Genomic DNA, 22,728 nt, shown 5'->3' with positions numbered 1-22,728 from the left:
CAGCCCGTCGTGGGCACCTGAATAGTGTGGTGTGCGGGGGACGACCGGCCTGGGTACGAGAGGGGCTGCACGTGAGCAGCGAGAACGAAGAGAGCGACGATGACGGGCGCGCCGGGTCGTCATCCGGCACCGTCGTCACGAAACGGATGTTCATCCGAGAACTCGCGGGGGCCACGGGTCTTCCGCTCAAGGATGCCGACCGGGTATACGACGAGTTCATCCGGATCACCGTCGAGCACCTGCGCGCTGGTGACCAGGTGACCCTCACAGGGTTCGGTAAGTTCACCTGGAAGTGGATGAAGGGGCGCCCCGCGAACATCGCGCCGGGCAGGAAGCACGAACCGCCCGAGGACTACCCCTCCGTGCAGTTCCGCGGAACCCCGGTGGTCAATCGCTTCGTCGCGTCGCCGGGTGATCTCGGGGAAGGCAGACGCGTTCCCGGCACCCGGCTGCTCACGGACGGCTCACGGGCGCTGCAAGCAGCCGATGGCGACGACGACTGAACGCGCAGAGGGAGCCGGAGCGGCGTACGTCTTGCGAGTCCGCTCCGCGAGCGCAACCCCCTCTTGCGATGCGAGGTGAGGTGGATAGCTTCGCTGACATGACGACGGGGCAGACGCAGCAGGCGATCATTCTCATAGACGACGACGACAGCATCCCGCTCGAACGCGACCAGGACATCGGCGATCTGAAGAAGCGCATCGAACAGGCCGCCGAGAAGAGCCGTTTCGTGGATTTCCGCACGGCAGAGGGCGCGGAGGTGTCGGTCCTGCTCACGCCCCACAGCCGGGTCCGCATCGCGGTGCTGCCGTTCCGCCTCGAGGCGCTCGACACCCCGCCGGTGAGCGGCTTCGACGACCTGCCGGCGGATCTGCTCTAGCTCACGGACCGTCAGGTACGCGCGCGTCGCATCGACTCGTATGCGGCGAGCGCGGCTCTGCGTGTCGCGGCGAGATCGACCAGGGGCTCCGCAGGGGCATCCCGGGCCCATTCCCTCACGTAATGGCCGTCGCGGTCGAACTTCTTCGCCTGCAGTTCGGGATTGAAGACACGGAAGTACGGTGCGGCGTCGGCGCCAGACCCCGCCACCCACTGCCAGCTGAAGGGATTCGATGCGTCGTCGGCGTCGACCAGCGTGTCCCAGAACCATTCCTCGCCGCGCCGCCAGTCGATCAGCAGGTTCTTCACGAGGAACGACGCGGTCACCATCCGCACCCGGTTGTGCATGAACCCCGTGTGCCAGAGTTCGCGCATGCCCGCGTCGACAAGGGGGATGCCCGTCTCGCCACGCTGCCAGGCCACGAGGTGGGTGGGCTTGAGGTGCGGCCAGGGGAATGCGTCGAACTCGGAGCGCAGATTGCGCGTCGCCAGCTGAGGGAAGTGGAACAGCGTGTGCCATGCGAACTCGCGCCATCCGATCTCCGAGAGGAAGCGACCCGCGCCCTCCTGAGCTGTCGCCTCGTGCCAGACCGTGAACGGGCTCAGCTCTCCCCAGCGCAGCCTCGGTGACAGCATCGACGTCGCGCCCGCCGACGGCTCGTCTCGGGCGGTGTCGTAGCTCGGCAGATCGTCTGTGAGGAACTCACGCAGCCGGACCCGTGCGGCGGGCTCACCAGGACGCCAGGTCTCTCGCAGACCGCCGGCCCAGTCGGGCGCTGTCGGCAGCAGACGCCAGTCGTCGAGATCGTCGGATGCCGGTGCCGAGCGCGGCCCGCGCAGCTCTCGCGGCTCGGGGAGCGGTGCCCTGGGTGCGGGGAGGGCAAGGCAGGCGCGCCAGAACGGCGTGAATACGGAGAAGTGGGAGCCACCGCCGGTGCGCACCGTCCACGGCTCGAAGAGCAGGGATGCGGCGAAGGAGCGCACCTCGACGCCGCGCTCCCGGAGCGAGGACTTGACCCGCGTATCCACCTCACGCTCGACTCCGCCATAGCGCCGGTTCCAGAACACAGCTCCGGCTCCCGTCTCATCGACCAGCTCGGAGAGCACACGGGATGCCGCTCCCCGCCGCAGGATGAAGGCGCCGCCCCTCTGCCTGACCCGTTCCCTCAGCGAGTCAAGGGAGTGGTGCAGCCACCAGCGGGCTGCGCCCCCTGGCATCCGCAGCCCGGACGACTCGTCGTCGAAGACGTAGACGGCGATGACGGGCTCATCGCGGTCGACCGCGGCGCGCAGCGCCGGATTGTCGGCCAGCCGCAGATCGTCGCGGAACCACACGATCGAGGGGGAGGTCATGCGCTCAGCATTACAGACAGAAAGCCTTCTGGGCGCTCGTCGCACGGTTCCACCAGCGCAGTCAAGCCCCTACGGTGAACGCGTTCCACAGGCCTACTGTCGTGTCATCGGAGCTCGCCTGGGCTTCACAATGGAAAGGAGCGGTCATGAATCCTCTTCTGATCATCATCGCGGTCATCGCGATCATCCTGGCAATCACGGGTGGACTGGTGCAGTCCCTGAACTTCCTGCTGTGGGTCGGACTGGTCCTTCTTGCGCTCGCGGTGATCGCGTGGCTCATCAGGGCGGTCTCGGGTCGAAACACGAGCGTGTGACCTCCGACCCCGCGTCGATCGTCAACGGGTAGCGATCGACGCCCGGCCCCGGTGCGCAGAGCGGGCGCTCGCACACCGGGGCTTTTTCGTGTCTGCACGGCGGATGCGGGATGCCGGGAGCCTGCGGCGTAGACTTCAGGGCATGGAATCCGCGTCGACCGCCCTCGTGACCTCTGTCACCGGTGTCGTCGTGCGAACTACGGACGCCTGAGCGGGCAGGGCGCGATCGCGCCTGCAGCTGAGTCATCCTGTTCCATACCCCTATCTGGAGAACCCCGTGTCAGACATTGCCCAGCCCAGCGCCCAGAAGCGCGACGGCTTCGCCCTGTTCACCGATCGTTCCGTCGTCGCCATGCGCGTGAACGGCGAGCTGAAGGATCTCGCTTCGCCCGTCGCCGAGAGCGACGTCGTCGAGCCGATCAGCATCGACAGCCCCGATGGCCTCGCCATCCTGCGCCATTCGACGGCCCACGTGCTCGCGCAGGCCGTGCAGCGCATCCGCCCGCAGTCGAATCTCGGCATCGGCCCGCCGATCACCGACGGCTTCTACTACGACTTCGGCGTGGACACCCCCTTCACCCCTGAGGACCTCAAGGCGATCTCGAAGGAGATGCAGCGCATCATCCGGGAAGGTCAGCGCTTCACGCGTCGCGTCGTCAGCGAAGACGGGGCCCGCGCCGAGCTGGCGAACGAGCCGTTCAAGCTCGAGCTCATCGACCTCGCCGGTGGCCCCGGCTCCGGCGCGGACGCAGCCGAAGGCGCATCGGCCGAGATCGGCGCCGGAGAGCTGACCATCTACGACAACGTCACCAAGGACGGCGAGGTCGCCTGGAAGGATCTCTGCCGTGGTCCGCACGTGCCGAGCACGCGGATGGTCGGCAACGGCTGGGACCTGACTCGCGTGGCCGCCGCCTACTGGCGCGGAAGCGAGAAGAACCCTCAGCTGCAGCGCATCTACGGCACGGCATGGCCGAGCAAGGACGAGCTGCGCGCCTACCAGGAGCGCATGGCCGAGGCCGAGCGCCGCGACCACCGCAAGCTGGGCGTCGAGATGGATCTGTTCTCGTTCCCCGACGAGATCGGCTCGGGACTGGCGGTGTTCCATCCCAAGGGCGGGATCATCCGCTATGAGATCGAGGAGAACCTGCGGCGCCATCTTCTGCGCAACGGGTACGAGGTGGTGAACAGCCCGCACATCACCAAGAAGGACCTGTTCATGACCTCGGGCCACCTGCAGACCTACGCCGACGGCATGTTCCCTCCGATGCACCTCGACGAGGCGCGCGACGAAGAGGGCAACATCACCCGTCAGGGCCAGGACTACTACCTGAAGCCCATGAACTGCCCGTTCCACAACCTCATCTACCGGGCCCGTGGCCGCAGCTACCGCGAGCTGCCGCTGCGGATGGCGGAGTTCGGCACCGTCTACCGGTACGAGAAGAGCGGCACGCTCTCGGGGCTCACCAGAGTGCGCGGTCTGACGCAGGACGATGCGCACATCTACGTGACTCAGGACCAGGTGCGCGACGAGCTCGCGACCAACCTGAACCTCGTGCTGACGCTGCTGCGCGACTACGGCCTGAACGACTTCTACCTCGAGCTCTCCACGAACGAAGAGGGCAACGACAAGTTCCTCGGCGAGCCCGAGCAGTGGTCGACGGCAATCGACACCCTGCGCGAGGTCGCCCTCGAGTCGGGTCTCGAGCTGGTCGCCGACCCGGGCGGAGCCGCCTTCTACGGGCCGAAGATCTCAGTGCAGGCGCGTGACGCGATCGGCCGCACCTGGCAGATGTCGACCATCCAGCTCGACTTCAATCAGCCCGAGCGCTTCGAGCTCGAGTACACCGGCCCCGACGGGCAGAAGCACCGTCCGGTGATGATCCACCGCGCGCTGCTGGGCTCTGTGGAGCGCTTCTTCGCCATCCTGCTCGAGCACTACGCCGGCGACTTCCCCCTGTGGCTGGCGCCTGTGCAGGTCATGGGCGTACCCGTCGCCGACCAGTACGCGGAGTATCTCGACGGCGTGATCGGCCAGCTGCGGGAGGCCGGTGTCCGCGCCGACCTTGACCACTCCGACGACCGCATGCAGAAGAAGATCCGCAATCACACCACCGCGAAGGTGCCGGTGATCCTGATCGCGGGGGAGCAGGACCGCGCCGCGGGGACGGTCTCGTTCCGTTTCCGTGACGGGTCGCAGGAGAACGGTGTTCCGATCGCGGATGCCGTTTCACGCATCCGCTCGGCGATTGCTGGCCACGCGCGCGTCATGACCTCGGAGGATCTGGCTTGACCGGAGTCGAAGACGGCAGTCACCTCGTCGGAGTGCCCGACGAGTTCCAGCGGCTGTGGACCCCGCATCGGATGGCGTACATCCAGGCGGGGCCACAGCCCCTGCGTGACGAGTGCCCGTTCTGCGAGGCACCGAAGCACCCCGACGAGGAGAGGCTGATCGTCGCGCGCGGTGAGACCGCGTTCGTCGTGCTCAATCTCTTCCCGTACAACTCGGGCCATCTGCTGGTCTGCCCGTACCGTCACATCGGCACCTACGATCAGGCGACACCCGAGGAGGTCGCCGAGATCGGCGCACTCACGCAGACAGGAATGCGCGTGCTGCGCGAGGTATCGCGCTGCGACGGCTTCAACCTGGGTATGAACCAGGGCGAGGTCGCAGGAGCCGGCGTCGCCGCCCACCTGCATCAGCACATCGTGCCGCGGTGGGCGACGGACGCCAACTTCTTCCCGATCATCGCGAAGACCAAGGCGCTGCCGCAGCTGCTCGATGAGATCCGCGAGGCCGTGTCGAGCGCCTGGCCCCGCTGATCCGGCCGACGCGGCGCGCTCAGCGCACCTGGTGTGCGGTGAACTGCATGCGCGGGTTGGCGTAGGTCTCCTGCGACTCGACGAGGCGCAGCTCGCGGTCGCCCGAGTCGAGAGTGTTCTGCAGCAGATCGAAGACGCTCGACACTGTGCGCTCGAGCGCGACCTTCGCGTCGCGGGTGGCTGTGTAGTGCGCCGTGAAGAGGGCAGCGGTCACGTCGCCCGAGCCGTTCGCCTTCATCGGGAGGTGCGGGGTGGCGACCAGCCACGCACCCTTGTCGTCGGCGGCGAGCATCTCGATCGTGCCCTCTTCGCGATCGGGTCGCTCCACTGACGTCACGAGCACGATCGAGGGGCCCATGTCCATCGCCGCGTCGACCGAGGCCAGGGTCGATTCGAGGTCGGACGGCTCGGTGCCGGTGAGGAACCCGAGCTCGAACTGGTTCGGGGTGATGATGTCGGCGACGGGCACGACCTTGTCGCGCAGCAGCACGGGGATCGCCGGTGCGACGAAGCAGCCCGACTTGGCGTTGCCCATGACGGGGTCACAGGCATAGACGGCGTCGGGGTTGGCGGCCTTCACGCGTGAGACGGCGTCGACGATCACGTCGGCGATGCCCTCGCCGCCCTGGTAGCCGCTCAGCACGGCGTCGATCTGATCGAAGACACCGCGCTCCTCGATGCCGGTGATGACCTCGCGTACATCGGCAGGGTCGATCATCGGTCCGCGCCACGCGCCGTAGCCCGTGTGGTTCGAGAAGTTGACCGTGTACACCGGAAGCACATCGACGCCGATGCGCTGCAGCGGGAAGACGGCGGCCGAGTTTCCGACGTGGCCGTGCGCGACGGCCGACTGGATCGAGAGGATCTTCATCCTGTCATCCTCTCACCGCGGCGGCCGCGAGGTCGTCGATGAGGCGCGCGCTCTCGGCCTCTGTCAGGTCGTGAACGGTGAGGCGCAGGTGACGGGACGGACCAGCGGTCTCCTCCAGCAGGAACTCGTCACCGGGACGGGCGAGCCAGCCCCGTCGCATCAGCCGTTCGGCCGCGTCGCGAGCTGTCACGTCGAGACGGACCCACAGGCTGAGTCCGTCGGTGGACATGGTCGGGATGCCGCGTGCGGCGAGCGCCTCGCTGAACGCCCTGTTGCGTGCGGCGTAGTGCGATGCCGCACGGGAGATCTGCCCGCGCACGGACTCATCGGTCAGCTGGGCATGTGCGAGTCGCTGGAGCAGATGGCTGACCCAGGTCGTGCCCGGGCTCAGTCGCATCGCCAGGCGCTGCGCCGTGGTGGGATCGGTGCCGGCCAGGGCGAGGCACATGTCCGGACCGAGGAACTTCGACACCGAGCGGATCAGCGCGTACCGGCGGTGCGAGGGCCCGATCAGTGAGGCATAAGGGTGCTGAGACAGCAGCGAGAAGTGGTCGTCTTCGATGATCAGCACGTACGGGTGATCGGCCAGCACCTCGCGGAGCGTAGCGGCACGCGCAGGGGAGAGGCTCACGCCCGTCGGGTTCTGCGCGCGCGGGGTGCTGATGATGGCACGGACGCCGGCGTTCACAGCCGCCCGAAGCCCATCGACGGTCATGCCCTCCTCATCGACGGCGACCGGCACCGCGCGGTAGCCGCCGAGCCGGACGGTGTGGATGCTGGAGAGGAAGCACGGGTCCTCGAGCGCGACGGCGTCGTCGCGCATCAGCGCCTGCGCGAGCAGACGCTCGACTGCATCGACGGCGCCGCTGGTGACGACGACGTGCAGATCATCGCGGGGCAGGTCGGCGAGCATCCATTCGCGGGTCCACTGCTCGAGTCCGGCATCGAGGACGGGCTCGCCGTACAGGACAGGACGTCCGGCGATGCGCCCTAGTGCCGGAGTCGGATCGGGGATGAGCGTCGGGTCGGGGTTGCCGGATGCCACATCGCGCAGCACCGTGTCTGCGACACCCTCCTGCGCGACGGGCTCGGCGCCCGCGATCACCGTGCCTGCGCGGCCGCGGGACACGACGAGCCCTGCCTGCGCGAGCTGCCGGTACGCGGCCACTGCGGTGTTGCGGTTGACGCCGAGGGTCGTCGCGAGCTCGCGTACAGGAGGCAGGGGATCTCCGGGACGCAGGGTGCCGCGCTCTCGCAGGGCGCGCACGCTGTCGGCGATCTCCGCGGCGGAGGTTCCCGTTATCTCGATGTCCATCGTGTTGAGTCTAGGGTGCTATCTTTTGGCATAGGCCAAAGTGCGGATTGTCACAACGAGGAGTGATCATGGCATCCACCGACCAGAACCCGACCACCGGATCGCAGCGCGTCAAGCGCGGACTCGCCGAGATGCTCAAGGGCGGCGTGATCATGGACGTCGTCACCGCAGAGCAGGCGAAGATCGCCGAAGACGCCGGTGCCGTCGCCGTCATGGCGCTCGAGCGCGTCCCGGCGGACATCCGAGCCCAGGGCGGCGTCTCTCGGATGAGCGACCCCGACATGATCGACAGCATCATCGACTCCGTCTCGATCCCCGTGATGGCCAAGGCCCGCATCGGTCACTTCGTCGAGGCGCAGGTGCTGCAGGAGCTCGGCGTCGACTACATCGACGAGTCCGAGGTGCTCTCACCCGCCGACTACGTGAACCACATCGACAAGTGGCCCTTCACTGTGCCGTTCGTGTGCGGGGCGACGCACCTGGGCGAGGCTCTGCGCCGCATCACGGAGGGCGCGGCGATGATCCGCTCGAAGGGTGAGGCCGGCACCGGAGACGTCTCCGAGGCGATGAAGCACATCCGCAAGATCCGCGGCGAGATCGCAGCCCTTGGCGCACTCTCGAAGGACGAGCTGTACGTCGCGGCCAAGGAGCTGCAGGCACCCTATGAGCTGGTCGCCGAGATCGCAGAGACCGGCAAGCTGCCCGTCGTGCTGTTCGTCGCCGGTGGCGTCGCCACCCCTGCCGACGCCGCGATGATGATGCAGCTCGGGGCAGACGGCGTGTTCGTCGGCTCGGGCATCTTCAAGTCGGGCGACCCCGTTGCCCGCGCCAAGGCGATCGTCAAGGCCACGGCCTTCTACGACGACCCGAAGGTCATCGCCGAAGCCTCGCGCGGCCTGGGCGAGGCCATGGTCGGCATCAATGTCTCGGACCTGCCCGCACCTCACCGCCTCGCCGAGCGCGGCTGGTAAGGCCTTCACCGGACGGACACATGGCGTCGGGGTCGGATCCGACAGGATCGGACCCCGATCGTCGGGTGCGTGACGTCGCACGCGGTGGAGACTCGATGTCGAAGGGAGCCACCGTGATCGAGATCCTCAACCACCTCGTCGATGAGATCGAGTCGCATCTGGGCGACGACCTAGACATCGACGGCATCGCCTCGGCGACCGGCACCACCGGCTACCACGTGCGGCGCATGTTTTCGTCGCTCGCGGGCATGCCGGTCTCGGAGTACATCCGTCGCCGGCGTATGACCGTGGCGGCGGCGGACGTCGTGGGCGACGAGGACCTGCTCTCGATCGCGGTTCGCTACGGCTACGGATCGACCGAGGCCTTCGGTCGCGCATTCCGCGCCGTGCACGGCGTAGCCCATGGTGTCGTCCGCCGTGACGGTGGCCCCCTTCGCAGCCAGCCGCAGCTCAGGTTCCGCCTGACCGTAGAAGGGAGCACCCCTATGGATGTCCGCATCGTCGAACGAGACGCCTTCCGCCTGATCGGCCACGCAACGCGCGTGCCGCTGATCCACAGCGGAGCAAATCCCCATATCCAGGCCCACATCGCTTCGCTGCCCGTCGAGGCCCACGCCCGGCTCAAGAGCCTCGGTGATGCCGAGCCGTCGGGAATCCTGCAGGTGAGCGCCGACGTCGACCCGGACAGCACCGAGGGCAGTGAGCTCACCTACCTCCATGGCGTCGCGGTGAGCGCGACGACATCGGTGCCGGCCGACCTGGACACGATCGACGTCGACGGAGGGGTCTGGGCGGTCTTCCGGGCGGCGGGCGCCTATCCGGCGGCGCTGCAGGACACGTGGGCCGCCACCGCGACCGAGTGGTTCCCCTCCAATCCGTGGCGCCTGCGCCCCGGGCCCTCTGTCGTCGCGGTGCTGGATCGCGCCGGCGACTTCAGCACCGCGACCACCGAATTGTGGCTGCCGATCGAACGGAGTTGATGTGACACAGGAGTCGATGATGGCCCGCAGCGGGCGCGTCGGAGTGCTCGCTCTGCAGGGCGATGTGCGAGAGCACACGGCCATGCTCGGACGCCTCGGCGCCGATGTCGTACCGGTGCGCCGACCGGAGGAGCTCGCGACCGTCGCCGGACTGGTCATCCCCGGCGGCGAGTCGAGCGTGATCGACAAGCTCACGCGCATGTTCGGGCTGGCCGAGCCCATCCGCCGAGCGATCAGAGAGGGGATGCCCATGTTCGGCACATGCGCCGGCCTGATCATGCTCGCTGACCGCCTGGTCGACGCGATCGACGGGCAGCAGACCTTCGGCGGCCTCGACGTCACCGTGCGCCGCAACGCGTTCGGCCGGCAGGTTGACTCCTTTGAAGGCCCTGTCGCCGTGCCGAGCCTCGGCCCCCGACCGGTGCACGCCGCATTCATCCGTGGTCCGGTGGTCGAATCCGTCGGTCCGGATGCCTCCGTCCTCGCGTCACTCGACGACGGCAGCGTCGTCGCGGTCGAACAGGGAAGTCTTCTCGGGATCAGCTTCCACCCGGAGATCTCGGGAGAACCGCGCTTCCACGAGCGCTTCCTGCAGCGCGTCGCAGAACGGGAGGCGGTCGTCGGCCTGTAGCCACGCGAGCACTGGTCACCGCAGCTCGCCACGGACCGCCGGTGGCACTGTCCGCGATTCGATAGAATGGACGACGCCCTGGAGGCGACTCTCGGGCGGAGACGACGAGCGGAGACATATGTCCGGGCATTCCAAGTGGGCTACGACCAAGCACAAGAAGGCCGTCATCGACGCGCGCCGTGCGAAGTCGTGGGCGAAGCTCATCAAGAACATCGAGGTCGCGGCCAAGCTCGGCGGACCCGATCAGGCGGGCAACCCGACCCTCTTCGACGCCGTTCTCAAGGCCAAGAAGATGTCGGTCCCGAAGGACAACATCGACCGTGCTGTCAAGCGCGGTGCCGGCATCGGCGGCGAGGCCGTCGAGTACACCTCGATCATGTACGAAGGCTACGGACCCAACGGGGTCGCCCTCATGATCGAGTGTCTGACAGACAACAAGAACCGCGCCGCAGCAGAGGTGAGGACCGCGCTCAGCCGCAACGGCGGCACGCTGGCCGACCCCGGATCGGTGGCCTACAACTTCACCCGCAAGGGCGTCATCGTCGTCGGCTCCGAGGGCACGACCGAGGACGACGTGATGATGGCGGCGCTCGAGGCGGGCGCTGAAGAGGTCGAGGCGCATGGCGACGGCTTCCAGGTGATCGCAGAGGCCACTGATCTCGTGGCCGTGCGCACGAGCCTGCAGGAAGCCGGCATCGACTACGACTCGGCCGACGTCGAGTTCGTCCCGAATCTCAAGGTCGAGATCGACGCCGACACCGCCCGCAAGGTCTTCCGCCTGATCGACGCCCTGGAAGACAGCGACGACGTGCAGAACGTGTTCGCCAACTTCGACCTCACCCCCGAGGTGCAGGCCGAGCTCGAAGGCGACGACGAGGAGTAGTACCCGTGCACGAAGGCCCCGGGCGCGCCTGCGCCCGGGGCCTTCGTGCACCTCCTAGCCTGGGGGAGTGAGCACTCTGCGCGTCCTCGGCATCGACCCCGGCCTCACCCGCTGCGGGATCGGGATCGTCGATGTCGACCGCTCCCGGCGGGCATCCCTCGTGCACGTGGGCGTCGTCCGAACCCCGGTCGACGCCGATCTCTCGGTGCGCCTCGCCGCCGTCGCGGCGGGCATCCGGGCCGTGATCGACGACCACGGCCCCCAGGCGGTCGCGGTGGAGCGGGTGTTCGCGCAGCACAACGTCCAGACCGTGATGGCGACGGCTCAGGCATCCGGGGTGGCCTTGCTCATCGCCGCCGAAGCCGGCCTTCCCGCCGCCACTCACACGCCGAGCGAGGTGAAGGCCGCGGTCACCGGATACGGTTCTGCCGACAAGCGGCAGGTGCAGTCGATGATCGCCCGGATTCTCCGGCTGGACGCCCCACCGCAGCCCGCTGACGCCGCCGATGCCCTCGCGATCGCGCTCTGCCACGCCTGGCGGGGCGCTGCCGCTCCCGCAGGCGCAGCCGCAGGCCTCACACCGGCGCAGCGCGCGTGGGCTGAGGCCGAGCGCGGCGCCCGCACCTCTAGAACATATGTCCGATAGGCTGGCCGCATGATCTCGTCCCTGCGCGGCACTGTGCTGCACGCTGACTCCACGCACGTCGTCATCGAGACCGGCGGGGTCGGGTTCTCGGTGTTCGTGCCGGGCGACGTCGCGCACACGGCCGTCGTGGGGGAGCAGCTCCGGCTGCACACGAGCCTGATCGTCCGGGAAGACGCGCTCACGCTGTTCGGCTTCAGCGATCGGGACGAACTCGAGATCTTCGGCCAGCTGCTCAGCGTCACTGGCGTCGGCCCGAAGTCGGCCCTCGGGGTGCTCTCGCACCTCACGGTCGACCAGATCGCCGAAGCGGTGACCGCGGAGGACGATGCGCCGTTCCGTCGCGTCTCGGGGATCGGGCCGAAGACCGCGAAGCTGATCGTCGTGCAGCTTGCTGGCAAGGTTCAGCCCCGGGTGGCGTCGGCTCCGGCAGGGGCACCCGCGACGGCCACCGTCGAGCAGGTCGCCGCAGCCCTGGTCGGACTCGGATGGTCGGAGAAGGTCGCGGCCGAGGCCGCAGCGCAGTCGGCTGAGGACGCCACCGACGCTGAGCGCGAGTCGGTGCCCGCGCTGCTGCGCCGCACGCTCGCCGCCATGGGACCAGGAGCCAAGCGTGGCTGACGGCTCGCGCGACGCCGCCGAAGCGCTCGACGACACCGAGCTCGCGATCGAGGGTGCCCTGCGCCCCAGCAGCCTCGACGAGTTCGTCGGTCAGCCCAAGGTGCGCGGTCAGCTTCAGCTGCTGCTCGAGGCTGCGCGCATCCAGGAGCGCCCTGCCGATCACATCCTGCTCGCGGGTCCCCCCGGCCTCGGCAAGACCACCCTCGCCATGATCGTCGCCCACGAGAGCGGGCGCCCTCTGCGGCTCTCGAGCGGACCTGCGATCCAGCACGCCGGAGACCTCGCAGCCCTGCTGTCCAGCCTCACTCCTGGCGAGGTGCTCTTCATCGACGAGATCCATCGCATGGCCCGCTCCGCCGAGGAGATGCTGTACCTGGCGATGGAGGACTTCCGCATAGACATCATGGTCGGCAAGGGTGCCGGCGCCACCAGCATCCCGCTCGAACTCGCGCCGTTCACCCTGGTGGGCGCGACGACGCGGTCCGGGCTGCTGCCCAACCCGCTGCGCGACCGCTTCGGCTTCACCGGCCATCTCGAGTTCTATGACGACGATGACCTCGAGCGCGTGATCGCCCGGTCGTCGAATGTGCTCGGCGTGCGTCTGCCCGACGATTCGCTCAGTGAGATCGCCCGGCGATCGCGGGGCACGCCCCGCATCGCGAACCGGCTGCTGCGCCGTGTGCGCGACTACGCGCTGGTGCACGGCGGCGGCCGCTCCGCGTCGATCTCCGACGTCCGAGCCGCTCTCGATCTCTACGACGTCGACGCCATCGGACTGGACCGTCTCGACCGGGCAGTGCTCGATGCGCTGGTGCGCCGTTTCCGCGGTGGGCCGGTGGGGCTGAGCACGCTGGCCGTCGCCGTGGGCGAGGAGGCTGAGACGGTCGAGAGCGTCGTCGAGCCCTACCTCGTGCGGATCGGATTCCTCGGTCGCACCCCTCGAGGGCGCATCGCCATGCCCGACGCCTACCGCCACCTCGGCATCGCCCACCCCGACGGTGTGGCATTGTTCGATGACCTATAATCGCTGAAGCCTCCCTGAACCCTTGTGCGCTCATCGGCGTGCGCTCCTTGAAAGGCCCATCTCTATGGATCCCATGTCCCTCATGCTCTTCGGCCTTCTCGGCGTGATGCTCGTGTTCATGTTCGTGAACACCCGCAAGCGTCAGAAGATGATGAAGGAGCAGCAGGAGGAGAAGGCAGCCAAGACGGTTCCGGGTGTCAAGGTGCTGCTTCAGGGCGGCCTCTACGGCACCGTGGTCTCGTACGACCCGGTCGACCTCGACAAGCCCGCCCAGATCGAGATCGCCCCCGGCGTCGTCATCGAGGTGCACAGCCAGGCCATCCTCCGTCTCGTCGACGAGAACGAGCAGACCGACGTGGCATCTGCTGACGTCGTCGCGCCGGCTGCAGACGCTCCTGCGCAGGACAAGACCGACGGCATCGAGTCGATCAAGGTCGAGACGCCGGAAGAGACCAAGGCGCGCCTCGAGCGCAACGACGAGAACTGACTCGCCGGCACGGCACCCCCACTCGAAAGCGGAACTCAGTGGCATCCACATCTCCGACTCGCCACGCCTGGCGAGTCCTCCTCGGCCTGCTCATCGTCACCGCAGTGCTGTTCGGCATCAACGCCCTCGGCGTCTACGTCTTCAAGACCGACGCTGGCAAGCCTGCGAGCTCCTGGGCTCCGGAGCTGGCCCTCGACCTGCAGGGCGGAACGCAGATCATCCTGGGCGCGGAGTCGCCGGACGGTGCTGCACCGACTGAGGATCAGCTGAACCAGGCTGCCGCGATCATCCGCCAGCGTGTCGACGCCTCGGGTGTCGCCGAGGCTGACATCACGACGGAGGGCGGCCGCAACATCGTCGTCCAGATCCCCGGTGTCGCCGATCAGGCGACCCGTGATCGCATCCAGGCCAGCGCCAAGCTCGAGCTGCGACCGGTGATCCTGGCCACGGACCCCGCGACCTCGTTCGCGGGTGAGGACGGTAAGGAGACGCCCTACCCGACTCCGGCCGAGACGATGAACGACGAGCCCTCGCCGTCACCGACCGACAAATCGGACCCGAGCTGGGCCACCGAGAAGCAGATCGCGGCGCTGCAGTCGTACGACTGCTCCGCCGAGGTCGATGCGAGCACGGCCGAAGACAGGCCCCTCATCGCGTGCGAGGAGAACGGCAGCGCCAAGTACCTGCTCGGACCGGTCGAGCTCGACGGCACCGTGATCGACGACGCCACAGCCGGGCGAGAGCAGCAGAGCGGGCGCTGGACCGTCAACCTCGAGTTCGACTCCAAGGGCACCGAGATCTTCGGCGATGTCAGCCAGCGTCTCAACGCCAACCGCCTGGCCAACCAGGCCCCGCGCGATCAGTTCGCATTCGTGCTCGACGGCAAGGTGCTCTCCGCACCGACCATGCAGGCCGTCATCCTCAACGGCAAGCCGAGCATCTCGGGCAACTTCACGCAGGAGAGCGCGAAGGCCCTGGCCGACCAGCTGCGCTACGGAGCGCTGCCGCTCAGCTTCACCGTCGAGAGCTCCGACACGATCTCAGCGACCCTCGGATCGCAGCAGCTGCAGATCGGACTCATCACGGGTCTGATCGGTCTCGGCCTGGTCGCGCTGTACTCGCTGATCACATACCGGGCGCTCGGCTGGGTGATCATGGCATCCATCGCCGTAATGGGCGTGCTGACCTACATCATCATCGCGATCCTCGCCTGGCGGATGGGCTTCCGGCTCTCTCTCGCCGGTGTGGCCGGTCTGATCGTCTCGATCGGCTTCACGGCCGACTCGTTCATCGTCTACTTCGAGAGGATCAGAGACGAGCTGCGAGACGGCAAGTCGATCGTCGCGGCCGTCGAGGACGGCTGGGGTCGCGCCAAGCGCACGATCTACATCTCCAAGTCGATCAACGTGCTCGCGGCGGTCGTGCTCTATGTGCTGGCCGATGCGACGGTCAAGGGCTTCGCATTCACCCTCGGTCTCACGACTCTCATCGACGTGTTCATCTTCGTGATCTTCACGCACCCCGTGATGCAGCTGCTGGCGCGGACGCGCTTCTTCGGCGGCGGGCACAAGCTGTCTGGTCTCGACCCCGAGGCGCTCGGCGCGGTCTACCGCGGGCGCGCACAGTTCCGCGACGTGCGCACCGGTTCTTCCGGACGCGCTGCGCGGAATAAGGGAGCGCGCGGTGAGGCCGAGAAGCGACAGACCATCGCCGAGCGCAAGCGCGCAGAGGCGCTCGCAGGATCCAAGGATGCCGGAAAGGACTCCGACGCCTGATGTTCTCCATGAATGAGTTCGGCAACAACCTCTACTCGGGCAAGACCTCGTTCCCCTTCGTGGGGAAGCGTCGTCTGTGGTTCATCATCGCCATCCTGCTCGTGGTCGGCTCGGCCCTCGTGCCCCTGATCCGTCCCGTGCAGTTCTCGATCGAGTTCACCGGCGGCTCGCAGTTCGTCGTGCTCGCGCCGTCATCGACCGACCAGAGCCTGGCGACCGACGCCGTGCGCTCGGTCGTGCCCGACGCCGCAGCCAAGGTCGTTACGGTCAACGACCGCGACGTGCGGGTGCAGACCGACCAGATGACCCCGGACGAGACGCAGGAGGTCAAGGCGGCCCTCTCCGAGGCGTACGACGTCAAGGCCGACGAGATCACCGACTCGTTCATCGGCCCCGCCTGGGGCGAGAACGTCACGCGGCAGTCGCTGTGGGGCCTCGCGATCTTCCTCGCGCTGACGTTCCTCATCCTGGCCATCTACTTCCGCACGTGGAAGATGTCGGCAGCCGCCATCATCGGTCTGCTCGACGTGCTGCTCATCACCGTGGGCGTGTACGCGCTGGCCGGCTTCGAGATCTCGCCTGCGGCGGTGATCGGATTCCTCACGATCCTCGCGTACTCGCTGTACGACACCACGGTCGTGTTCGACAAGATCCGCGAGAACACCACCGAGGACGTCAATCAGACGACTCGCACGTTCGGCGAGTCCGTCAACCTCGCGGTGAACCAGACGCTGATCCGCTCGATCAACACCTCGGTCGTCGCGGCCCTGCCAGTCGGCGCGATCCTGTTCATCGGCTCTCTGTGGTTCGGCGCGGAGACGCTCACCGACATCTCGCTGTCGATCTTCGTCGGCATCATCGTCGCGACCTACTCGACGCTCTTCGTCGCGGCTCCTCTGTACTCGCTCTTCCGCGAGAAGGAGCCTGCGATCGTCGCCCACGACGCGAAGGTGCACGAGGCGCGAGACCGCGCTGTCGCAACGGTGTGATCGGCCCGCGCGGGGTCGGGCAGGCGCCCGGCCCCGCGTAGGATGATCTGATCGGGGACGGGAGCAGGATATGGCGGATTCGCAGACCACATCGCAGGTGTCGAGCCTGCGCCGGCTGGTGCCGCGCATCTTCTCTCGCGCGCCCAGGGTCAACGATCTCGACAACCTCATCCGCACGGTCCGTGCCAATCACCCTCGAGGTGATCTGCCCATCATCGAGCGCGCGTACCGTGTCGCGAGAGAGAAGCACGAGGGCCAGTTCCGCCAGAGCGGTGAACCGTACATCACGCACCCGCTCGCCGTCGCGCAGATCCTCGCCGAGCTCGGTCTCGGCCCGCGCGCGATCGCAGCGGCCCTGCTGCATGACACGGTGGAGGACACCGGCTACGCACTCACCGAGCTGACGGCCGAGTTCGGCGACGAGGTCGCCATGCTCGTCGACGGCGTGACCAAGCTCGACAAGGTCAAGTACGGCGAGAGTGCGCAGGCCGAGACGGTCCGCAAGATGATCGTGGCGATGTCGAAGGACATCAGGGTGCTCCTGATCAAGCTCGCCGACCGCCTGCACAACGCTCGCACGTGGGGATTCGTGCCTCCCGAGAAGTCCGCACGGAAGGCCAAGGAGACCCTCGAGATCTACGCGCCGCTCGCGCACCGCCTGGGTATCCAGACGATCAAGTCCGAGCTCGAGGATCTCTCGTTCGCGGTGCTGCACCCCAAGATCTACGCCGAGATCAACAGCCTGATCGCCCAGCGCACGCCGCAGCGCGAGAAGTACCTGCAGAACGTCGTCGAGTCGATCAACGAAGACCTGCGCGAGCTTCGCATCCGCGGCAAGGTCGTGGGTCGCCCGAAGCAGCTGTACTCGGTGTACCAGAAGATGGTCGTCCGCGGACGCGAGTTCGATGACATCTACGACCTCATCGGCATCCGCGTGCTCGTGAACTCCGTGCGCGACTGCTACGCCGTACTCGGAGCCATCCACTCCCGTTGGACTCCACTGCCCGGTCGCTTCAAGGACTACATCGCGACGCCGAAGTTCAATCTCTACCAGTCGCTGCACACGACCGTCATCGGTCCATCCGGCCGCACGGTCGAGATCCAGATCCGCACCCACGAGATGCATCAGCAGGCCGAGTTCGGTGTCGCGGCCCACTGGATGTACAAGGAGCGGATGAACGGCGGCAAGGTGGATGCGAAGGCCGCCGACGCCGACATGGCGTGGCTCGCGCACATCTCCGACTGGCAGGCCGAGACGGCCGACCCCAGCGAGTTCCTGGACTCCCTGCGCTTCGAGATCGGTGCGAAGGAGGTGTACGTCTTCACCCCGAAGGGACGGGTCGTCGGTCTGCCTGCCGGGGCCACAACGGTCGACTTCGCCTACGCGGTGCACACCGAGATCGGTCACCGCACGATGGGCGCCAAGGTCAACGGGCGTCTCGTGCCGCTGGAGACCGAGCTGAAGAGCGGCGACGTCGTCGAGGTGTTCACCTCGAAGAACCCCGATGCCGGACCCAGCCAGGACTGGCTGACCTTCGTGAAGAGCACCCGGGCGCGCAACAAGATTCGCGGGTGGTTCACCAAGGAGCGTCGCGAAGAAGCCATCGAGCAGGGCAAGGAGGCGATCGCTCGCGCCATGCGCAAGCAGAACCTCCCTCTGCAGCGCCTGATGAACCAGGAGTCGTTCGCCGAGGTGGCTCGTCAGCTGCGCTACGAGGACGTCTCAGGTCTGTACGCCGCTGTGGGCGAGGGGCACGTCTCGACCCAGTCGGTGCTCGAGAAGGTCACTGCGCTTGTCGCCGCCGACGAGGACACGAGCACCGGAGCGATCCAGCTCCCGGGTCAGGCACCCGCTCGCGAGCCGCGCACGAGCGACTCGGGTGTGCTGGTGCGTGGTGCCTCCGACATCCTGGTGAAGCTCGCACGCTGCTGCACGCCGGTGCCCGGTGACCCCATCGTCGGGTTCGTCACCCGCGGGAGCGGGGTCTCGGTGCACCGCCAGGACTGCGTGAACGTGAAGGCGCTGGGTTCCGATCCCGAGAGGTTCATCGAGGTCGAGTGGGCTCCCACGACCAAGAGCGTCTTCCGCGTGCAGATCCAGGTCGAGGCACTCGACCGCTCCGGTCTGCTCTCCGACGTCACGCGAGTTCTCAGCGAGCATCACGTCAACATCCTCTCTGCGACGGTGTCGACGACCGATGAGCGTCTCGCTCTGAGCCGGTTCGTGTTCGAGATGGGTGACTCCGTGCACCTCGATCGCGTGCTGAACGCCGTGCGCCGCATCGATGCGGTCTACGACGTCTACCGCGTCACGACCTCCTGACAGGCCAGGCGTCCAGCATCCGCTTCGCATGGCGGGCGCCGGGGCGGCGCCTGAGCGGAAGCACCTGGGCGCGCACATCGTCGATGAGCCCGGGGGAGACCTCGACGAGGGCGCGCAGCCACCTCGCGTCCTCTCGGCTGCGAGCGGAACCGAACAGCAGCGTCACCGCCGCCGCGACGGGTGTCTGAACCCAGACCCCGCTGATCGACTGCACCTCGTTCTGCGCGAGCAGACGCTCGTGGTGGACGACTCTGGCTGAGACCATGACGCGCTGCCGGCTGCGGCTGATCCGCGTCACGTGATGGACGGCGGGCGGGAGGTCACCTGCGCCGTGCACCCATGCGGCGCTCACCCCGCTCAGCGCGGTCCCGGCCGGCATGAGCGGGGACAGGCTGACGGCCCTCGCGCCCACCCCCTCGACCGTGTCGCACGGCATGTATCCCTCGCCCACCTCGACCACATGGCCGTCGAGGCGTGCCGCGCTCAGCTCGGAGAGAGTGAGCCGATCGCCGGGGCGGTAGAAGAGGACGGGATGCACGTCCAACAGTATGAGCCGCGGTGTCCTCATCGAGGACGCCGCGGCTCATACTGTGGATAAGGTCTCTGTCGCCGAGATCAGCCGCCGAGGGCGCTCAGCCAGGAGCGACGGGCCGCCAGCGCCTCTGTCGCCTGGGCGATCGCACGCTTGTCGCCGGACTTCTCGGCGGCGGCGAGTTCGGCCTCGAGCTTCTCGATCGCCTCAAGCAGCTGCGAGCTCATGTCGTTCGCGCGCGCCTTGGTCTCGGGATTGTTCTTCTTCCAGTCGACGTCCTCGCGGGACTTCAGCGCCTGTTCGATCGAGCGCATGCGGTCATCGAGCGCGCGCTCCTTCTCGCGCGGGAAGATGCGGCCGACCTCGTCCCACTGCCGCTGGATGCGGGTCAGCAGCGCGCGGGCGCGCTTCAGGTTGGGCTCATCGGCCACAGCCTTGGCCTCTTCGAGCAGTGCCTCGCGGGCCTCGATCTTCGGCGCGGAGTCGGCCTCCTCGGCGGCGGCCTGCTCTGCGCGCGCCGCGTAGAGTGCGTCGCCCGCCGCCTTGAACCGCGCCCACAGGGCGTCGTCGGCCTTGCGACCGGCCCGGCCGGATGCCTTCCAGGCGTCCAGCAGATCACGATAGGCCGGGATGCCGTCGACCCCGCGCGGGGCGAGGGCTTCGGCGCGCTCGACCAGACGGGCCTTGGCATCGCGTGCGGCGCGGTGCGCGTCGTCGAGTTCGGAGAAGAATGCCCGGCGGGCCTTGTCGACCGTGGTGCGCGCATCGCGGAAGCGCTTCCAGAGCTGCTGGGCCACGCCCTTCGGCAGACGCGGTGCGTTCTGCTGGTGAGCCTGCCACGAGTCGAACAGCTCGGTCATCTCGACGGTGACCTGCTTCCACTGCACTTTCGAGAGATCGCGAGCCGCGATGGCCTCGGCCTTCTCCACGATGACGGTCCGCTCGGCGATCGCAGCATCCATCGCCTCCTTGGCGGCGGCGGACTCCTGTGCGGTGGCCTCTGCGAGCGAGGAGAGAAGGTTCTCGATGCGCTCACGCAGCGACACGAGATCGCCGACGGCTGCAGCGTCGGCGGCCTCGCCGCGCAGATGCGTGGCCTGCTTGGTGAGATCGGACGCCGATGCACCGCCGTTCTGGGCACGGGTCTCGAGCGTGCCGAGCTTGACGGCGAGATCGTCGTACTTGCGGGCGAAGTAGGCGAGCGCCTCTTCGGGCGTGCCGTCAGGGTACTGACCGACCGGGCGCCAGGTGTCGCCCTCGCGCACCTCGACGGTGCCGTCTTCGGCGACGCGCCCCCATTCGGCGGCATCCGACGCGATCGGCGCGACGGCCGGAGCTGCAGCCGCCGCCGGTGCGGCAGCGGGCATCGGCTTGCGCGGCGGTGCCGGGACGGGCGGGCCGGGTACGGGAGGGGTGGGCGTGGGGGCGTCGTTGTCAGACACGATGTTCTCCTTGCGCGGTCGCTCCGCGGGAGTGGGAAAGGACGTTGCTCAGCCTAGTTCACTCACTCGGCGTCTGCGTCGGAGTCACGCTCCCTGTGGGGGTCGGCTCCGCGCTGGGGGAGGACCCGGGTGACGGGCTGTCGAGGGGCGCGGATGTCCTGCTCGGCGTGGGCTCGGGCGCTGTCACCTGCGCGTGCACCGCCTGACTCACGATCGCGCCGGCAACGATGATCGAGCCGACGACAGCGGCGACGACGGTGTCGCGACGGCGTCGCCTGAGGATCTTCGCGTGCCACGCGGCGCGAGCGGCGTACAGCCGGGCGCGCTCCGCCTCGGTGCGTGTGCGCTGAGGTGTGCGAGAGCCGCGTGCAGCCATGGAACGTCCTCCTGATCCGATCGTGTGCGAGCCTACCTGGCGACCACCCGGTGTCTGCCGCCCCGACTAGCCTGGAGGGATGACGTCAGCCCCTCTCCTGTCGGGACAGACCCCGCTCGCCGTGCGCATGCGACCGGTCTCGCTCGACGAGGTGGCCGGGCAGCAGCATCTGCTGCGGGCGGGTTCGCCCATCGTCGCTCTCGCCGATCCGGATGCCAAGGCTCCAGGGGCAGTGTCGATCATCCTCTGGGGACCTCCCGGCACAGGCAAGACCACGCTCGCTCAGGCGATCGCCCGCTCGTCGGGCCGCCGGTTCGTCGAGCTGTCGGCGATCACCGCCGGCGTCAAGGACGTGCGGGAGGTCATGCAGGAGGCGATCACGCAGCGCGATCTCTACGGGCAGACGACGATCCTGTTCCTCGATGAGATCCACCGCTTCACGAAGGCTCAGCAGGATGCCCTGCTGCCCGGCGTCGAGAACGGCTGGGTCATCCTCATCGCCGCCACCACCGAGAATCCTTCGTTCTCGGTGATCTCACCCCTGCTCTCGCGCTCGCTCCTGCTGACTCTGAAGCCCCTGACCGACGACGACATCGGCGTGCTGCTCGACCGCGCGGTGAAGGATGCCCGCGGCCTCGCAGGCTCGGTGACCGTCTCCGACGATGCCAGGGCGGCACTGGTCCGGCTCGCCTCCGGAGATGGGCGCCGCGCCCTCACCGGGCTCGAGGCGGCGGCCGCCGTGGCGATCTCGAAGCATGAGGAAGAGGAAGACGTCGTCGTCTCGGACGAAGACGTCGCTCAAGCCGTCGACCGCGCGCTGCTTCGCTACGACCGGCAGGGCGACGAGCACTACGACGTGATCAGCGCCTTCATCAAGTCGATCCGGGGGTCCGATCCCGACGCGGCGGTGCACTACCTGGCGCGGATGATCGAGGCGGGGGAGGACCCGCGGTTCATCGCCCGGCGGCTGGTGATCTCCGCTGCTGAGGACATCGGCCTCGCCGACCCGCAGGCGCTCACCATCGCCACAGCGGCGGCTGATGCTGTGGCATTCATCGGGATGCCCGAAGGGCGCATCCCCCTCGCCGAGGCGACCATCTATCTTGCGACCACGGCGAAGTCGAACGCGGCGTACACGGCCATCAACCAGGCGATCGCCGATGTCCGATCCGGTGGCTTCGGTCGGGTGCCGATCCACCTGCGCGACGCGCACTACGCCGGTGCGAAGCGCCTCGGTCACGGCAAGGGCTATCGCTACCCGCACGACAGCGAGGCGGGCATACTGCCGCAGCAGTACCTGCCAGACGAGCTCGTCGGGCGCCGCTATTACGAGCCGAAGAACCTCGGCGCCGAGCGTGACATAGCCCCGCGGCTCGAGCGCATCCGCAGGATTCTCGGCGATCGCTGAGGCGTCCGCCGATCTGTTAGAATTGATCGGCTCGAAACAGAGTTTTCGGGCATCCCTCTCTCCTGCACCACTTCCCGACGCGCCCCGGCGT

At 67.9% G+C, this 22,728-nt stretch carries 23 protein-coding genes; 17 read left to right on the top strand and 6 right to left on the bottom strand.

Annotation, left to right across the window (positions count from 1 at the left end):
- Nucleotides 1–71 precede the first annotated feature (71 nt).
- Both JOE67_RS00865 and JOE67_RS00860 read left to right on the top strand, forming a co-directional pair.
- Nucleotides 72–503, top strand: a complete 432-nt coding sequence (locus tag JOE67_RS00865; protein ID WP_204973684.1) for an HU family DNA-binding protein — start codon at nucleotides 72–74, stop codon at nucleotides 501–503.
- 98 nt (nucleotides 504–601) lie between these two features.
- Nucleotides 602–880, top strand: a complete 279-nt coding sequence (locus JOE67_RS00860; RefSeq protein WP_204973683.1) for a hypothetical protein — start codon at nucleotides 602–604, stop codon at nucleotides 878–880.
- An 11-nt stretch (nucleotides 881–891) separates the two neighbouring features.
- Here the strand turns inward: JOE67_RS00860 and JOE67_RS00855 are convergent, their stop codons facing one another.
- Nucleotides 892–2,232 carry a cryptochrome/photolyase family protein gene (locus tag JOE67_RS00855; RefSeq protein ID WP_204973682.1) on the bottom strand — a complete coding sequence of 447 codons (1,341 nt, stop codon included), beginning with the start codon at nucleotides 2,230–2,232 and terminating at the stop codon, nucleotides 892–894.
- Nucleotides 2,233–2,378: 146 nt separating this feature from the next.
- On the opposite strand from JOE67_RS00855, the gene JOE67_RS00850 reads away from it, so the two are divergent.
- From JOE67_RS00850 to JOE67_RS00840, 3 genes are all read left to right on the top strand, one after another.
- Complete coding sequence (locus tag JOE67_RS00850; RefSeq protein WP_177243763.1) at nucleotides 2,379–2,546, top strand: hypothetical protein; 168 nt, start codon at nucleotides 2,379–2,381, stop codon at nucleotides 2,544–2,546.
- Between the two features lie 352 nt (nucleotides 2,547–2,898).
- Nucleotides 2,899–4,836: a threonine--tRNA ligase gene (gene thrS / locus JOE67_RS00845; RefSeq protein ID WP_239528250.1), complete on the top strand. Its 1,938-nt coding sequence runs from the start codon at nucleotides 2,899–2,901 to the stop codon at nucleotides 4,834–4,836.
- Entirely contained in the window at nucleotides 4,833–5,366 is a 534-nt protein-coding gene (locus JOE67_RS00840) for an HIT family protein (protein WP_204973681.1), read from the top strand. Before thrS ends, JOE67_RS00840 begins: the two co-directional genes overlap by 4 nt.
- Before the next feature lie 19 nt (nucleotides 5,367–5,385).
- On the opposite strand, the gene pdxY is transcribed toward JOE67_RS00840, so the two are convergent.
- Together pdxY and JOE67_RS00830 are read right to left on the bottom strand one after the other, a co-directional pair.
- Entirely contained in the window at nucleotides 5,386–6,237 is an 852-nt protein-coding gene (gene pdxY, locus JOE67_RS00835) for a pyridoxal kinase PdxY (protein WP_204973680.1), read from the bottom strand.
- 4 nt (nucleotides 6,238–6,241) lie between these two features.
- Nucleotides 6,242–7,552, bottom strand: a complete 1,311-nt coding sequence (locus JOE67_RS00830) for an aminotransferase class I/II-fold pyridoxal phosphate-dependent enzyme (protein ID WP_204973679.1) — start codon at nucleotides 7,550–7,552, stop codon at nucleotides 6,242–6,244.
- A gap of 68 nt (nucleotides 7,553–7,620) precedes the next feature.
- Here JOE67_RS00830 and pdxS point away from each other — a divergent pair, with 68 nt between their 5' ends.
- The 11 genes from pdxS to JOE67_RS00775 all read left to right on the top strand — a co-directional run bounded on the left by pdxS (nucleotide 7,621) and on the right by JOE67_RS00775 (nucleotide 18,879).
- Nucleotides 7,621–8,523 (top strand): pyridoxal 5'-phosphate synthase lyase subunit PdxS, encoded by a 903-nt coding sequence (pdxS, locus tag JOE67_RS00825; protein ID WP_204973678.1) that lies wholly within the window; start codon nucleotides 7,621–7,623, stop codon nucleotides 8,521–8,523.
- Nucleotides 8,524–8,618: 95 nt separating this feature from the next.
- Entirely contained in the window at nucleotides 8,619–9,503 is an 885-nt protein-coding gene (locus JOE67_RS00820; RefSeq protein ID WP_204973677.1) for an AraC family transcriptional regulator, read from the top strand.
- Between the two features lie 16 nt (nucleotides 9,504–9,519).
- Entirely contained in the window at nucleotides 9,520–10,134 is a 615-nt protein-coding gene (pdxT, locus tag JOE67_RS00815) for a pyridoxal 5'-phosphate synthase glutaminase subunit PdxT (protein ID WP_420827625.1), read from the top strand.
- Between the two features lie 118 nt (nucleotides 10,135–10,252).
- Entirely contained in the window at nucleotides 10,253–11,017 is a 765-nt protein-coding gene (locus JOE67_RS00810) for a YebC/PmpR family DNA-binding transcriptional regulator (protein WP_204973676.1), read from the top strand.
- A gap of 67 nt (nucleotides 11,018–11,084) precedes the next feature.
- A complete protein-coding gene (gene ruvC / locus JOE67_RS00805; RefSeq protein ID WP_204973675.1) occupies nucleotides 11,085–11,663 on the top strand; it encodes a crossover junction endodeoxyribonuclease RuvC in 579 nt (192 codons plus the stop codon).
- A 9-nt stretch (nucleotides 11,664–11,672) separates the two neighbouring features.
- On the top strand, nucleotides 11,673–12,281 hold the full coding sequence (ruvA, locus tag JOE67_RS00800; protein WP_204973674.1) for a Holliday junction branch migration protein RuvA: 609 nt from the start codon (nucleotides 11,673–11,675) through the stop codon (nucleotides 12,279–12,281).
- A complete protein-coding gene (ruvB, locus tag JOE67_RS00795; RefSeq protein ID WP_204973673.1) occupies nucleotides 12,274–13,305 on the top strand; it encodes a Holliday junction branch migration DNA helicase RuvB in 1,032 nt (343 codons plus the stop codon). The genes ruvA and ruvB overlap by 8 nt, the downstream gene beginning before the upstream one ends.
- A gap of 64 nt (nucleotides 13,306–13,369) precedes the next feature.
- On the top strand, nucleotides 13,370–13,792 hold the full coding sequence (locus tag JOE67_RS00790; RefSeq protein WP_420827624.1) for a preprotein translocase subunit YajC: 423 nt from the start codon (nucleotides 13,370–13,372) through the stop codon (nucleotides 13,790–13,792).
- Nucleotides 13,793–13,830: 38 nt separating this feature from the next.
- Entirely contained in the window at nucleotides 13,831–15,567 is a 1,737-nt protein-coding gene (gene secD, locus JOE67_RS00785; protein WP_204973672.1) for a protein translocase subunit SecD, read from the top strand.
- Nucleotides 15,567–16,556 carry a protein translocase subunit SecF gene (gene secF, locus JOE67_RS00780; RefSeq protein WP_204973671.1) on the top strand — a complete coding sequence of 330 codons (990 nt, stop codon included), beginning with the start codon at nucleotides 15,567–15,569 and terminating at the stop codon, nucleotides 16,554–16,556. Before secD ends, secF begins: the two co-directional genes overlap by 1 nt.
- A 70-nt stretch (nucleotides 16,557–16,626) precedes the next feature.
- Complete coding sequence (locus JOE67_RS00775) at nucleotides 16,627–18,879, top strand: RelA/SpoT family protein (protein WP_204973670.1); 2,253 nt, start codon at nucleotides 16,627–16,629, stop codon at nucleotides 18,877–18,879.
- Here the strand turns inward: JOE67_RS00775 and JOE67_RS00770 are convergent.
- From JOE67_RS00770 to JOE67_RS00760, 3 genes are all read right to left on the bottom strand, one after another.
- Nucleotides 18,866–19,417, bottom strand: coding sequence for an SAM-dependent methyltransferase (locus tag JOE67_RS00770; RefSeq protein ID WP_204973669.1), 552 nt, complete (start codon nucleotides 19,415–19,417; stop codon nucleotides 18,866–18,868). The genes JOE67_RS00775 and JOE67_RS00770 overlap by 14 nt on opposite strands.
- A gap of 77 nt (nucleotides 19,418–19,494) precedes the next feature.
- Complete coding sequence (locus JOE67_RS00765) at nucleotides 19,495–20,778, bottom strand: DUF349 domain-containing protein (protein WP_204976557.1); 1,284 nt, start codon at nucleotides 20,776–20,778, stop codon at nucleotides 19,495–19,497.
- 133 nt (nucleotides 20,779–20,911) lie between these two features.
- Nucleotides 20,912–21,229 (bottom strand): hypothetical protein, encoded by a 318-nt coding sequence (locus JOE67_RS00760; RefSeq protein ID WP_204973668.1) that lies wholly within the window; start codon nucleotides 21,227–21,229, stop codon nucleotides 20,912–20,914.
- Nucleotides 21,230–21,308: 79 nt separating this feature from the next.
- Here JOE67_RS00760 and JOE67_RS00755 point away from each other — a divergent pair, with 79 nt between their 5' ends.
- On the top strand, nucleotides 21,309–22,637 hold the full coding sequence (locus tag JOE67_RS00755; RefSeq protein ID WP_204973667.1) for a replication-associated recombination protein A: 1,329 nt from the start codon (nucleotides 21,309–21,311) through the stop codon (nucleotides 22,635–22,637).
- The last annotated feature ends 91 nt before the right edge of the window (nucleotides 22,638–22,728 follow it).

Source organism: Microbacterium esteraromaticum, assembly GCF_016907315.1.
Taxonomy (GTDB): Bacteria; Actinomycetota; Actinomycetes; order Actinomycetales; family Microbacteriaceae; genus Microbacterium; species Microbacterium esteraromaticum.
The sequence above is the reverse complement of the archived record's forward strand: the minus strand, read 5'-3'. Positions and strand labels throughout refer to the sequence as shown.